Here is a 14,257-nt window from a genome sequence, read left to right as displayed (position 1 = left end):
TTACTGGCAAGGTTAAGCACTAAAGGTGTGGAGCCGAAGGGATACCAAGTCTGAATAGGGCGAGTAGTCAGTGATTGTAGACCCGAAACCGGGTGACCTATCCATGTCCAGGCTGAAGTTTCCGTAAAAGGAAATGGAGGGCCGAAGCCACATCCGTTGAAAAGGGTGGGCATGAGGTGTGGATAGCGGAGAAATTCCAATCGAACCCGGAGATAGCTGGTTCTCCTCGAAATAGCTTTAGGGCTAGCCTCGTATTAGACTACTGGAGGTAGAGCACTGAATTCTTAAGGGGGCGTCAAAGCTTACCAAGAGATATCAAACTCCGAATGCCAGATAGCCGATGTACGGGAGTCAGACTATACGAGATAAGTTGGATAGTCAAAAGGGAAACAGCCCAGACCTACAGCTAAGGTCCCAAAGTGTGTGTTAAGTGGTAAAGGATGTGGGATTTCATAGACAACTAGGATGTTGGCTCAGAAGCAGCCACACATTCAAAGAGTGCGTAACAGCTCACTAGTCGAGAGGTCCTGCGCCGAAAATGTCCGGGGCTAAAACACAACACCGAAGCTTAGGATTCAGTATATACTGAGTGGTAGAGGAGCATTCTTGCAACCGACGAAGCTGTACCGTAAGGAGCAGTGGAGGAACAAGAAGAGAGAATGCCGGAATGAGTAGCGAGATGAAGGTGAGAATCCTTCAGGCCGAATATCTAAGGTTTCCAGAGTAAAGCTGATCTGCTCTGGGTAAGTCGGGGCCTAAGGCGAGGTCGAAAGACGTAGTCGATGGATAACAGGTTGAGATTCCTGTACCGCAATAAATCAGAACTGTGGGGACGCATGGACAAAGCTTAAGCCAGGAATGGAAAGACTGGTGCAAGCGAGGTAGGAGTAAAGTTGGCAAATCCGCTTTACAATCCAAAGACGTGATGCGGAGCGAAATTAAAGTAGCGAAGTAAGTAGAGTCTGTGCCGAGAAAAGCCGCTATTGTATTTATTGTGCCCGTACCGTAAACCGACACAGGTGGATGAGGAGAGAATCCTAAGGCCGACGGAAGAAGCATTGTTAAGGAATTCGGCAAAATGACCCCGTAACTTCGGGAGAAGGGGTGCCTACGTAAGTAGGCCGCAGAGAATAGGCTCAAGCAACTGTTTAGCAAAAACACAGGTCTATGCGAAACCGTAAGGTGATGTATATGGGCTGACGCCTGCCCGGTGCTGGAAGGTTAAGAGGAGAGGTTAGCGCAAGCGAAGCTTTGAATTTAAGCCCCAGTAAACGGCGGCCGTAACTATAACGGTCCTAAGGTAGCGAAATTCCTTGTCGGGTAAGTTCCGACCCGCACGAAAGGCGTAATGATTTGAGCACTGTCTCGACAATGCATCCGGTGAAATTGAAGTACCAGTGAAGATGCTGGTTACCCGCGCCAGGACGGAAAGACCCCATGGAGCTTTACTCCAGTTTGGTACTGGGATTCGGTACTGCATGTACAGGATAGGTGGGAGACTAAGAAGATGGGACGCCAGTTTCATCAAAAGTTTCTGCAACAAGCTCCTTGAAAGCATTTCGATTCTCTGACTCATTCTCTTCTGTCGCTAAGAAATATATTGCTTTTTTATTTTCGCAAAAATGATTTATGAGAGTAGTTTTACCAACTCTTCTTCTTCCATAAATAACAACAAAGGATGCTGAATCTCTGGCATATTCATTTTCAAGAGAAGCCATCTCATCGATTCTATCTATAAATGCTGACATATATTCCTCCTGTGTTTTTATATTTGAGATTATTATAATTCAGATTATTATAATTGTAAATATATCTATTTTACTATTTGTATTACAACAACAGGTATGTCTTTATCTAGTATGTTGTTGTTTATATATAAATAATAATACAACAATTATTTTATTATTAGTAAAGCAGAGTCCTTATAAATTAAGGCTTTACAAACTCATTTCGGATATAAAATTGGGACAAGATGGATACAAAAACAGGAGAAGTTGGATACAAAATCAGTAAAAGATGGGTATAAAATTAGGATTTGGAAGATGGATACAAAAATAGGAGAAGTTGGATACAAAATCAGTAAAAGATGGGTATAAAAATAGGATTAGAAGCTTTACTTGGCTACAAAATTGGGATCTATAAAACTATGATTTTTCTTCTCAAGTTTCTAAATCGGCTATATTACTTGGTTTTCTCTTTTTTCAAGAAAATCTCTTGACATTGTTTCATCCTGTTTTTGTATCCATCTTTACATTGCAAATCCCATTTTTATATCCATCTTTGCATAATCGCGCAAAAAAAGAAGGCCTATAGCCTTCTTTTGAAAATTTTTCTATTATCTCGTCATCAGTATGTTTGTTTATTAAATCCTCTATGCTTGCTTCATACAAGCACATAAGAGCAAACATAGACTCTACCTGAGGATATCCGGTTCCAGACTCATATTTATATATAGCCTGAACGCTAGAAAAGCCTAAATATTCAGTTACTTCCTTAACTGATAGGTTTTTAGCCTTTCTGATTTTTCTTAAATTCTCTCCTACTATTTCCATGTTAAAAGTTGGTCTTTCCTGCATCGATTAATGCCTCCTTACTAAATATTATTTGACAATTGAGTAAAAAAATATGAAAGCATACACTCCTAGCGTGCAAAGCTTCCATTCTCATCTTCAATCAATATTTAGTTGCTCAACCATACAGGTAATGCGAGCATCCTTCCTATGTTCAACCAAATGATGCTCATATACTGCTCATTTTAAAAAAAATAAAAGGTTGTCTGGTTTTATCTCCGGACACTTGTAATAATACCACATGAATTTAAGAATATAAATCCCTATTTTGTATATAAATCAAATCAGATTTATTTCCCTTTACGTTCAGACCTAACAACTGCTATTTCTGCATTAATGTCATCTAAGGACATATCTGGCAAGCTAGCTGCGTCTTCTCGTAGTGAATAAAAAGATTGCTTGAAATCTTCTCTTTCTTTAGTCTTGAGATAATTAATGAAATCTATCACTTCCAACTGATGATATTCAGAGAGCCCTTTTGCAGCCTGTATTAATTCATCATACACCATTTCTAACACCCCGCTAATATATGTAATTACCAACTAGTATTATATATAAGATTCTTGTCTTACTCAATGTATTTCCAATATTTGTATACCCTCTGTTATCACTTTCCTATGGCCATTTATATCTACAACACTCTCTTTATTCAACTATACGTTGAATGCCAATCTTAACAACGCCTGATAAACTTTATCTGTAGTTGTAACAAGGAAACATGATACATATTGTGTTTATCGCTTTGACAGAAAGGAGTATATCATGTCAAACAAGAAACAGATTAAAACAGATGAGCCAGAGCTCATTACAAAGTCAACCGTAAAGTCCGAATATGGATTCAATGAAAAGATGATTGATACCTTATTACCAGAACCTATATTAAAGACGAATCCTCGCTATCACAGTGCTGCACCAATGCAGTTGTTTAATAAGGAAGATGTTTTAAAAGCTATGGAAACTGATGAATATAAGGATATGCATGCAAAACATCTAAAGCGCTCAAAGACAGCCACAGAAGTTGCAGAACGAAAAAGACAGGAAATACAGGCTGCTGTTAATGAAATCATCGATTCAATTACGATTCCTAATATACCATTAGACGATATTTACGAAGAAGCATGTGAATGTGGTCTAGCTCACATGGAAGAAAAAGCCTTCAACAGAGGTGATTTTGACTTTAACATCTACGATTATTCAAATGTCGATGACAAAACTCGAGACCGATGGGCTGTTAATTTTATACGTCATGAACTCACCGATTACGATTATTATCTTCATAAACTAGAAGGTAAAATTGGTAAGGAGGATGCCTATATTCAATTAAATCAAACCATCTTTGATAAAATAGTTTCTCTCTATCCAACACTTAAAACTGCTTGTGAAGATCAAAGAAATAGAATGTTTACAAGGATAGCAAATTCACATTTAAGGTAATGCCTTTATGCCTATTCTTGTTTTAACATAAAATTTATCTCTTATGAATCGTTTTGGAATTGAAATACTAATACTTATTTCATATGTTTCAACTTATTAAAACTACATTATTTATGATTGCCAACCTAAAACGTATTTCGTTAAAGGTTGGCATTTTAACTATTATGATGATTAGCATAATAGTTTATTATGTACGTTTATAATTTTGATTTTTTATATGTAAAACTATACAATAAAAGTAAAAATTGATTTTTTTGGTCGTAATTATTGGTTTTCATTTTCTCTGAATCGATTCTGTTGGTTCCAGCGTGTTTCTATGGCTCATATTCGCCTGATTAACGAGAGTTTTATTCTTTGGCATGCAAATGTCCGTTTTTGATTTCTTTTGCGCTATCTGTCGAATTTCGAGGCTATTTAACATTATTAACATTTCATACATTTATATTATTTATAACATCTGTATTATTTTTAATATTTTTCATATGTATAACATACCTAATATTCTCATTATTTGTAATACTGTGTATGTTATGTACATTATATATATTGTTTATATAGTTCATAATGTTATTATTTCTGTTATGTTGAATATTTTTCTTATGTATGATATGATTCTTCTTGTATATATTTTCAATATCATTTATAATATTCATATAATCAATATTATTAATATTGATTAGATTATTCATATTAAATATATGATTTGTATTTCCCATATAATACATATATTTAATATCTATCATATAATTAATATTGTACATGATAAACATATGGCAAAGAATAAGGATATGAGGTAAACTTTGATGAAAGTAATTTGTATAACAACAACTAAGGGTGGAGCAGCAAAAACAACTAACACTGTCGAGATTGCCGGTGCACTCTCAACATATGGTAAGAAAGTCCTTTGTATTGACGTAGATCAGACAAGTGGTCTTTCAAAGTACTTGGGCGTAAGACTTACTCCAGAAGAGCGTGAAAACTACGGAATTAAGACATCTCTTGAGGTTTTAACAGGAAATGGCTCAATCGAAGAGTCGATCATAGAGCTTGATAATATGGACATCATCTGCGGAGACGCTAGATTTGAGAAGGCATCACAGTTTTTCCAAGATGAAGACGAAGATAAGTATTTACTTAAGGATTTATGCGATGAAATCGCTAAATCAGGCAAATATGACTACATCTTCATCGACCATGGTCCACAGAACGATATAGTAAAGAAAATGGCTTTAATTGCTGCTGATGAGTTCTATATCACATCAATGATTTCAGACGTAGACAGAGACGAGGCAAAGAGATCCATTGATAACATCGTAAAGCTCCAGCATACAAGAGATAAGCTGGTAAGTGGTCAGATTAAGGGCGTTATCTTAAGTTCTACATCCGGAAAAGCACTTAAAGAGATGGCATTAGAGGATATTGAAGGAAAAATCAACCAGCTCGAAGATGGCGAAAACCTTGAATATAATGTGCATATCTTTGATATACCTCAGTCAATGGCCATTAAAGAAGCTCAGACATATCAGGTACCAAATACTATAAAGCACAAGAGTAGCAGTGTTTCAAGAAACTATTATGAAATAGCAGATTATATCATGGAGGGTGAAGCATAATGGCAAAATTAGACAGCTTAAAGAACGGTCAGGCCAGAGGAGGCTTTAAACCTAAAAAAGTTGATATCGGAATCCCATCAGATACACCAATGGCTGAAGAATCTGTAAAACCAGTGGCGTTGAAGGATGTGTCAACTATTGCAGAAGATATAATTGTGAAGCCAGCAGAAAAGAAAGCGCCTGTTAAAAAAACAGAAACAAAGCCTGAAATAAAAGAAGAGAAGACTCCTAAGGCTGCATCTAAAAAGCATACAAGCAAATCTTCTGTAGATATAAGTAAATATGAAATAGGAGAGGACACAAAAACTAAGAGATTAAACCTTGGTATCCAGCATGATATTTTAAATTACATTAAGTTCAAGGCTTTAAGAACAGGTACTCCTCAGTATCAGTTGGTAACAAATATAGTTGCTGAGGCCCTTGTAAATGCTCAGAAAAAGAATTTCAAATATAACACACCTGAGCTTGAACCATACAAAATTAAGCAATCATCACCATCACATATAGGTTTAGATCTTCCAGAGGTACTCCTTAATGATGTTAAGGAATACTCAAGAGAACTTCTTATGACACCAACACAGTTTTATGGATATGCATTAACAGAAGCAAGAAAAGCAGATGTTGATTTTGAATTTTAAATTATTGAAGGATTTCATCATAAATGAGATCCTTCTTTTTTTTCTCTGTCTGGAAAGAGTATATATAAAGTATAGTTAAGTATAGATTGTATAGCAGGAATGAAAATATGCAGTATTTATAAGGCTTTTGAGATTTAGACCAAGACAAATTCGTGACTAAATTCGACAAAATGATGTCTACCACTTGTCACTATCATGACGAGACTTGACGAAATGATGACTCACTTGACATAATAATGACTAAACTCGACATTTTAACGTCTTGTCAAGTTTTGAGATTGAAATTATGATAAATAAAGACTTCTTGAAACTCAAAGAGAAGCATATTTAAAGGAATTAGCGGATTAAACGAGTAAAGTACTCGACAAAATGGTGACTAGATTCGACAAATTAACTACTTGTCAAAATTCGACAGTTTGACGACCGTAAATTCATGAGTTTTATTGGATTAATAAATACTATAATTCCGTAGTTTATAAGATAAAAACTGGCATAAATTAAGTTCAAAAAGCCTAATTTTCGACAAAATAATGACTAAACTTGACAAGATGGTGACTTGTCGACTCGACATAATGATGACTATAAATGAAACTAACTCGACAAAATGATGACTTCAAATAAAAGCATATATTTAAAGGATTTTACAGAGTAAAAAAGGAATAAAAACTCGACAAATATATGACAAAATCGAGTCGACAAGCGAATCAAGTTGTCAAGAAATGTATTGAAAAGGTGTGACAGTTAATCTATAATTTTTGACAGAAGATTTAAATGTCGAGGTGGGAGAATAATAATGGCTATTAAAAAGCAAGATGAATATGGTAATTATCGAACTGTAGATCCAACCACTGGACAGTTTATTGATGAGTATCCTCTTACCAATAATTTGGGAGGAATGGAGCATCAGACTGTAGCCACTAACATGGGTAATGTCGTAGATCTTGATGAGCAAAGATACGATGTCGTAGATGTTGATGGCAATCCAGTTTTAAGTGAAGATGAGACACAGATTCGAGAATATATAAAAGCGGCAATATCTGTAGATAACCTCGTTGAAACATTTTCAACTAATTCCCACGCAGCATTATTAAAGCTTCTAGCTCTACAGGATAACAAACATCCTTTAAAAAAGGGTGGTGTAGGAATTGCTTATAGAACAGATGCTTTGATTATGCATTGTAAAATGGAGTTTACAGCAGAAGAGAATGTAGTATTTGATGCTATTCTTGGAACTATGTCTTCTTTTCCGGAAAATGTTGCTTACAGAATTGAACCATCAAACTTCGTTCAGTTTTCAAGATTCCAGAATGATAAAACACTTTATAATGTATTTAGAAAAGGAACAGAAAAGCTTAAGGAACGACATTTGAAATTTGAAGAACTAGGACCTGATGGAGAGGACGACATAATTGTTCCATGGTTTGATATTCTTCGCTATCATAAAAAGAAAAATGATGAGCTTTCTTATATCGAATTTAAGCCATCTGACTTTTTCAAGGATTTAGCGCTTTGTTCTCAGTTGGTACACGGAGCTTATGGATCACTTGAGGTAACAACTCAATTACGAGGTAAGTATACAATAGCTTTGTATTGGTTCCTGGAAAATAAAAAGAGATATAAGGAATATCCAAATGCAACGCCTGGTGTGTTTGATTTAGAGCTTGAAGAATTTAAACATCAGTTTTCTATTCCGGATAAGTATTACAAGTCGGATATTGAAAGACGAGTACTTAGACCTGCATATGAAAGTATTAATGAAGTCGATGAATGTGATTTCACTTTTGAATACCAGGAGCAGCTTAAGGGTAGCAAGCTTGTAGGCTATAGATTTATTGTCAAAGAAAAGAACTATATCGATGCTGTTGAAACAAAAGCTCTACCACAAAAGGAAGATGCTCAGGACAATCCATTAACAGAAAAGATTGCATTGTTTATCAATGCATATGATTTAAGCTTTTCAAGTGATGAGATTAATCGTATTTCAGCTTGTGCTAGTAGAAATAATAGAGATGCTATTTTTGTTTCTCAGATTCTTTTAACATTTAAGCAGAGAATCGATAATACTGAACTTGCTCCAGTAGAAGATAAACTTGGATATGTTTGTAGAATGATTGAACAGGGAGCAACACCAAAAGTTTCTGCTAATGATGGAAAGAAAGCAAAGAACTCATTTCATAACTTCAGCCAAAGAGATGTAGATATGGATGAATTAGAAAAAGCCTTATTTAGCAAATAAACTTTGACCTATCAGAGTTCAATCTGGTAGGTCATTTCTTTTTAGTGTAAATGAGGGTAGCTAATAGAGTTTTAGAGATAATTATGATAGACTAAGGCAAAAGTAAAGATAATAGAGAGAGGACAATATGAGCATCTCGAACATTGATTACTCTATATGGCACGACAAAATTGATAAGATAAAGGAATATATGATACAAAGAGGAAGGCTTGATTATTTTGTCATACTCACTTTGTATGATTATTCTTATGCGGAATTAAATACAATTTTAGACATTAAATTAAAAGATATAGAAGTTACTAGTGGGAAGAGAGTTTATTTCACTCCTGAGACTATTATATTTATTCCTGAATATGAGTTTCGATTACCAGAAGAGCATCATAAATTAGTAGTACGCTGTCTCACTAAGCTGGCAGAAGGAAAAAAAGACGATGATTATATTTTCCTTAATAATAACGGAAAGAGAGTTTCACAAAAAAACTTCTCATTATTCATTTCTAGGGCAAAAAAAGAGTTAAATATTGATGATTTTTCATTAAGAAAGTATAGAAACATATGCAGATCTGAGGATATAGTGAATGTTAATGTAAATAATGATTTTAATGATGCAATTAATGAAATTATAATGCTTAATGATTCGATTAATAAAATCGTGAATGAAAATGAATCTATATTTGAGAATGATGATTTAAAAATTTTAAAAGACGCATGCAACATTATAAAAGAAACAGGTGAAAGATATAAAAAGTAGTACTTAAGGTGCTACTTTTTTTTATTGACAGAAATAGAAAAAATAACTATTGTAGTATTTAGGTATCGCTAGGTATCACGGGGTATCTAAAGGTATCATTGAAAGTTAAATTATAGGAGAAAATACTATGAGAGTTGTGCTGATAGGTAATATACTTGGAGGACAGGGCAAATCGGTTATTGCTCATAATTTTGCGGCTTTGCTAAATAAAAAAGGCTTTCGAACATTGATGATTGATGGAGATGGACTGGCCTCGTTAGATTGTTATATTGATGATGATAACAAATCAACAATTAAGGATGTAATATATGAGAAAAAAACAATTGTAGAAACCATTCAACGAGGAGAATATTTTGACTATGTAAGGGGGAGTTCAAATTGCAGAGTGGACGGAATAGATACAGCCAAAGTAATTTTATTGTTGCAGAAGCAATTTGAAACTATAAACCTATTTTACGATTATGGCGTAATAGATTTACCAGCTGGAAACTTAGTAAAGAATCGTTTATTTGCTACAGTAGCCGATGAGCTTATTATTCCAGTTACTAATTATCTTCATGAGAGTTGTATTCATGATTATATAGATGAGATGTTGGAGATGAAGCAGTTTAATGAAAAATTTGCTATTAGAGGTATTTTGCTAAATAGAATAGATGAGAGACATAATGACGTAAATCTTTTGTATAAAAGAGTATATGAAAAATTGAATCCAGATAAGATCAATAGAATATTTTCTACGACTCTTAGAGAGTCATATTTAATGCCGTATTCCATATATGAAAAAAAATTCATATGTGAGTATGAAAGATATGTGGGAATTCGTCAGGATTTTGAGAATTTTGTTGATGAATATCTTGCAGGATAGATTATTAAGGGAGAATAAGGACCTTCTAAAATAGTTACTGTCTCAGTTATTTGAATGCACACTGGAAGAAATTATCGTATTCAAAAGAGATTAAGATGTAATTAGCTGATAGAGGTGTATATCAATGACTAGGTCAGATGAAGATATAATATATGAACTATTATTAAAGCTGGGCAATTCTGTAAAGGCTACAAAGGCCAAAGGAAAGCTCAAATCGGATACTGAGTATATTCAATCCTTAAGAGGGAGAATCGATTCGGAAATATATTATCTAGAGGACGCCAATTTATTACAGTCAGAACTGAATAAATATATGTGTAAATCAAAGAATGACTTTATGTTGTATAACGCCATAAAGAAGCGACATCCGGACTTAATTAAACCCAATTTGGCTAGGAGGATAGATAGACTTGTTCATGCTATAGCAAAGCAAGAAGCTATTATACTACAAAAATTTAGAATACAAGAACCTAGTGGTAACAGAATAGATTTAGAGGATCTTCTTGCTGGAACCAACTCTTACAAAAAGATTTTGACATGTAATATAGTACAAGTCGTAAAAGAGCTTCTTTACGATTCAACAAGCACTGCTGTTGGAAATATACAAAATGAGCTTTATATTACGGAAACTGGTAAGAAGTATCACATAAAGGATTGTCCTTATTGCAAGGGAAAGCAATTAATCATTGCTCCGATGAAAATGATAAAAAACCTTAATCTTGACCCTTGTAAATGTGTCAATGATAGAGCGGAAAGGACAAAAAAAGAGGATTCATACAGAACGATATTTATTGATGAATCAATCCATAATGTGAGTTGGGATTTAGCAGGTTATGGAGGAAGGTTTTCGAGTTTTAGTTATATTGTCTGCAGAGGGAATCTTGCTAATGAATCGGAAATAACAGAAGAAAATACTCTTGCCATAGATGTTGAGTATACACAAGAACGGTATCGGACAGACAGTATTGCAAAAAATGCTATTGGTGCAACGATGATATTATTGGCGTTTGAATATAATTTTAAAGGAAATGTAAAAATATTTACTGATAATTTGGGTGCAATGAAAAGCTGGCATATTGGGACAAAGAATGAAAAACTTGCTCAGATGTTTGAATCAGTAACAGTACAGTTTGTACCAAGAACAGAAAACAAAAAAGCAGATCAGCTGGGACGTACTCAAATGTGCTTGAAGCTTCCTATGCCAATATATAAACAGATAGGGGACATACTAAAGGATTATACTGAATTAAAACAAGAAAATGAACGCTTAAAAGAAAAAGAAAGAGAGCTAGAAGATTTCTTAAACATCGAGAGAGAACATTCATTAAAACTATCACACGAAAACAATCGCATAAAGAATATGTCTATGATTTCTCTTATTATAGAGCGAATAAAGTATTTATTTCAGAAAGAACATTTACCAGTAATGGCAGTTGATGAGTAGAAACTGCGAAGAATATTCAACTATACGTTGAATGACATAGGGTAAATATACTTATATCCTATTAGTAGAAAGAAAATAATATCTTGAGGAGGTGAATACGCAAATGGGATTGTTTGACACTTTTTGGGGAGACTTTAAATGTCAGAACTGCGGTGAAGTATTTAGGTTTGAAGAACAGACAAAAGAATATGATCGGAGCTTAAATAATTATTATATAGGGGACTATGTTGATAAAGGAAATAAGAATTACTTCTTTGATTTTGTTCAGGAATGCCCAAAATGCAAGGTAAATAATGATATTAGCGTTGCAATTAGGCGTGGTCAGTATGTAGGAGTTTATCCTTCAAAAGAGGCTAGAAATATTAACATTCTTGAGTTAGATAATATCAGCAAAAGGACGGGAGGAAAAGGAGACAAAATGATGAAACAATTATTAGGAGATTTTTTGAATATTACAACTGCAGATGACCACTTTTTTATCAATGTACAGAAGAAGAGAGAGCAAATATATTTTGGTTACAACAACGAAATTCCAGAAGAAGTAAAAGAAAAATACTATATAGAGGGTATTTATCTTGATTTTGCCAGTGAGGCACTTGGAATAGAAGTATCTGATAAAGCTGGTGAATAAATGAAAAAAGAAATAGAAATAAAATTGGATAATAACCGGTATCCATTATTGGTAAAAGATAGTAATGGTGTTTGTCTCGAGAATACAGGAATCGCTACTGTAAATAATGACTTTTTTATTCAAAAGTGGAGTGAAGAGGCAACGGAGTTATATTCGTCTCTCTATGGCGAGAATAATCTATTCAATAAAGAAAAATATGAAGAAATGAAGCCGAAGCTTTCGGCCACTCTTTGGAAAATTGTTGCTAGACTAGAAGAGATTAATGATGGTTCTTTTATTGTTATAAACAAGGAACAAGACCTGTTGAAAATTAATAATCCAATTGCTTATGCGTTGGAAGAATCAAACGAAGATGAATACCCTGAGGTGATAGATGGAGAGCTGGTAGTATGGCCAAAGCCAGAAACCCCAACAAGTAATATATTTATTGGGGGTATTTATTCATCATTAATCAATATGATAGAAGAAGCAAAACTTGAATATGAGGTGTTTAGTCACGTTGGATTGTGTTGTTATGATATTTTAGAGGAAAATCCTGCAGAGAATTTTTTTATTCCTGCTATTACTGTTGTTCAGAAAGGGTTTAAAGAATATTGTGAACGTATTGCGTCAGCACCTTCTTTTGTTGTAGAGGTAGTGAAAAGCAGATTACAAAAGGAATACACATTAAAGAAGATTCCATCATATAAAAAGATGGGGACAGAGGTTTGGATAATTGATTATGTAAATAATAGGTTATCTCTTTTTGATACTAACAATAATTATATAGAAGAATACAAAGAATATGAATTCAATCAACCTGAGGAGTGTGCAGACCTAATTTTCGCTGAGATATTGATAAAAACAAGAAAAACGATGATTTAATCAAAGATGAGCTGGGTGGATGGAAACAAGAAACATAGACAATAAATATCTTAAGCATATGTTGAGAGTCTTAGATAGATATGGGGTTTCTTACATGGTGGATGAAAATAAGGATGAAGAGTACTCGCAAATAACGACTGGTCTTTCATACCAAGATTTCAATAGATATGTCGAAAGAGCTATGTGCGAGTTTGAAAGTGAAACCATGCACAATGGACGTTTCGTGATATCATTCAACGAATTGCTAAATAATAAGGATGAGTTACAGAGAGAGTTCTTTCCAGATAAGAAAGGAATGGCTTATCATATCCTTTCAAGGGATCAAGCCAAGTTGAAGCATTTGGAATAACAGGGGAACGTAAATTATTAGGAGAATTCACAGATGAAATATGCTTTTTTAAGTGAGGATGGAAAAAAAGAATTAATAGAAATAATCAATATGTTATTGCGTGAGTATGAACGTAATGAAGAAGAGACAGAAGACTGTTGTCGCTGTTATCGCTTGCCATACAGAAATGAAGAATTTGAAGCATTTGTTACGGAAGGAGAAAAGAATAAGGTTATAGACTTAGCTATTGCATTAATGGAAGAGCTGAAATCGTTGGCAAATAGTACATATACAAAAGAAGATTTAAACCAGCTTCTAAGCCAGGTTAATGGTGAGCCTAGTGCAATCAAGTCAACCTTATTAATGGAATCCATACAGACTCCAAACATTAAGGCGCTTGTAGCAGAGGCAGCAGAGACCGTTCGTGTAGGGGGCGCCTACCTAATGTTTGTAGCTAGACCCGAGATTGCTCAGCTACTGTTTGTTACCCTCTATGGTATGATTGACAAGTTTGATGATGAGATTATGTATGATAGTTCCACTTTCTTGATTACAAGAGGAATTCTTAATATGCATAAATGCCCTGTTACAGAAGATGAAATGGAGAAAGAAAAGAATGCATAGAGCTTTAAATGTAACAGCAATGGCTAACAATATGTTACTAATTGAGTTTGATACAGGAGAAAAGAAGAGATTTGATTGTTCAAAGCTGATTGAGAAATCCAGTCTTTATAAGGACTTATCTGATGAGACATATTTTCAGGGGGTGTACGTTGATGAGATGGGAATAATCTCTTGGGAAGATGCAGTCAATTTAGATCCATATATGGTTTATGAGGAGTCAATAGCAACAAATGAGATAAATTGTGACAAGTAGGTTATA

At 34.3% G+C, this 14,257-nt stretch carries 15 protein-coding genes and 1 other annotated feature (1 of these 16 running past the window's edge); of the genes, 12 read left to right on the top strand and 3 right to left on the bottom strand.

What is annotated here, in order from left to right; translation table 11 throughout:
• Positions 1 to 1,389, top strand: a sequence feature (23S ribosomal RNA rRNA prediction is too short); it begins 610 nt to the left of the window's first position.
• Positions 1,390 to 1,499: 110 nt separating this feature from the next.
• From FXF36_RS00630 to FXF36_RS00620, 3 genes are all read right to left on the bottom strand, one after another.
• The gene (locus FXF36_RS00630) at positions 1,500 to 1,748 is read right to left on the bottom strand and encodes an AAA family ATPase (RefSeq protein WP_191992581.1); all 249 of its coding nucleotides are present in this window, start codon (positions 1,746 to 1,748) and stop codon (positions 1,500 to 1,502) included.
• Between the two features lie 477 nt (positions 1,749 to 2,225).
• A complete protein-coding gene (locus tag FXF36_RS00625) occupies positions 2,226 to 2,576 on the bottom strand; it encodes a helix-turn-helix domain-containing protein (RefSeq protein ID WP_090302646.1) in 351 nt (116 codons plus the stop codon).
• 284 nt (positions 2,577 to 2,860) lie between these two features.
• Positions 2,861 to 3,079 carry a hypothetical protein gene (locus FXF36_RS00620; RefSeq protein ID WP_090302645.1) on the bottom strand — a complete coding sequence of 73 codons (219 nt, stop codon included), beginning with the start codon at positions 3,077 to 3,079 and terminating at the stop codon, positions 2,861 to 2,863.
• A 253-nt stretch (positions 3,080 to 3,332) separates the two neighbouring features.
• On the opposite strand from FXF36_RS00620, the gene FXF36_RS00615 reads away from it, so the two are divergent.
• From FXF36_RS00615 to FXF36_RS00560, 12 genes are all read left to right on the top strand, one after another.
• Complete coding sequence (locus tag FXF36_RS00615; RefSeq protein ID WP_151621948.1) at positions 3,333 to 4,004, top strand: hypothetical protein; 672 nt, start codon at positions 3,333 to 3,335, stop codon at positions 4,002 to 4,004.
• A gap of 803 nt (positions 4,005 to 4,807) precedes the next feature.
• Positions 4,808 to 5,617 carry a ParA family protein gene (locus FXF36_RS00610; protein ID WP_151621947.1) on the top strand — a complete coding sequence of 270 codons (810 nt, stop codon included), beginning with the start codon at positions 4,808 to 4,810 and terminating at the stop codon, positions 5,615 to 5,617.
• On the top strand, positions 5,617 to 6,255 hold the full coding sequence (locus FXF36_RS00605; RefSeq protein WP_151621946.1) for a hypothetical protein: 639 nt from the start codon (positions 5,617 to 5,619) through the stop codon (positions 6,253 to 6,255). The genes FXF36_RS00610 and FXF36_RS00605 overlap by 1 nt, the downstream gene beginning before the upstream one ends.
• A 793-nt stretch (positions 6,256 to 7,048) precedes the next feature.
• The gene (locus FXF36_RS00600; RefSeq protein WP_151621945.1) at positions 7,049 to 8,491 is read left to right on the top strand and encodes a replication initiation protein; all 1,443 of its coding nucleotides are present in this window, start codon (positions 7,049 to 7,051) and stop codon (positions 8,489 to 8,491) included.
• 190 nt (positions 8,492 to 8,681) lie between these two features.
• Positions 8,682 to 9,242, top strand: a complete 561-nt coding sequence (locus FXF36_RS00595) for a site-specific integrase (protein ID WP_167511240.1) — start codon at positions 8,682 to 8,684, stop codon at positions 9,240 to 9,242.
• Between the two features lie 127 nt (positions 9,243 to 9,369).
• Complete coding sequence (locus FXF36_RS00590) at positions 9,370 to 10,107, top strand: ParA family protein (protein WP_151621943.1); 738 nt, start codon at positions 9,370 to 9,372, stop codon at positions 10,105 to 10,107.
• A gap of 124 nt (positions 10,108 to 10,231) precedes the next feature.
• Positions 10,232 to 11,551 (top strand): hypothetical protein, encoded by a 1,320-nt coding sequence (locus FXF36_RS00585; protein ID WP_151621942.1) that lies wholly within the window; start codon positions 10,232 to 10,234, stop codon positions 11,549 to 11,551.
• A gap of 103 nt (positions 11,552 to 11,654) precedes the next feature.
• Positions 11,655 to 12,182, top strand: a complete 528-nt coding sequence (locus FXF36_RS00580) for a hypothetical protein (RefSeq protein ID WP_151621941.1) — start codon at positions 11,655 to 11,657, stop codon at positions 12,180 to 12,182.
• Positions 12,183 to 13,046, top strand: a complete 864-nt coding sequence (locus FXF36_RS00575) for a Uma2 family endonuclease (RefSeq protein WP_151621940.1) — start codon at positions 12,183 to 12,185, stop codon at positions 13,044 to 13,046.
• Between the two features lie 58 nt (positions 13,047 to 13,104).
• Positions 13,105 to 13,395 carry a hypothetical protein gene (locus tag FXF36_RS00570; RefSeq protein ID WP_151621939.1) on the top strand — a complete coding sequence of 97 codons (291 nt, stop codon included), beginning with the start codon at positions 13,105 to 13,107 and terminating at the stop codon, positions 13,393 to 13,395.
• Between the two features lie 33 nt (positions 13,396 to 13,428).
• A complete protein-coding gene (locus FXF36_RS00565; protein WP_151621938.1) occupies positions 13,429 to 13,998 on the top strand; it encodes a hypothetical protein in 570 nt (189 codons plus the stop codon).
• Positions 13,991 to 14,251 (top strand): DUF2442 domain-containing protein, encoded by a 261-nt coding sequence (locus FXF36_RS00560; protein WP_167511239.1) that lies wholly within the window; start codon positions 13,991 to 13,993, stop codon positions 14,249 to 14,251. Before FXF36_RS00565 ends, FXF36_RS00560 begins: the two co-directional genes overlap by 8 nt.
• Positions 14,252 to 14,257: the final 6 nt, after the last annotated feature.

Origin of the sequence: Pseudobutyrivibrio xylanivorans (assembly GCF_008935055.1) — a bacterium.
GTDB classification, from domain to species: domain Bacteria; phylum Bacillota; class Clostridia; order Lachnospirales; family Lachnospiraceae; genus Pseudobutyrivibrio; species Pseudobutyrivibrio xylanivorans_A.
This window is presented reverse-complemented; position numbering and strand designations above follow the sequence as displayed.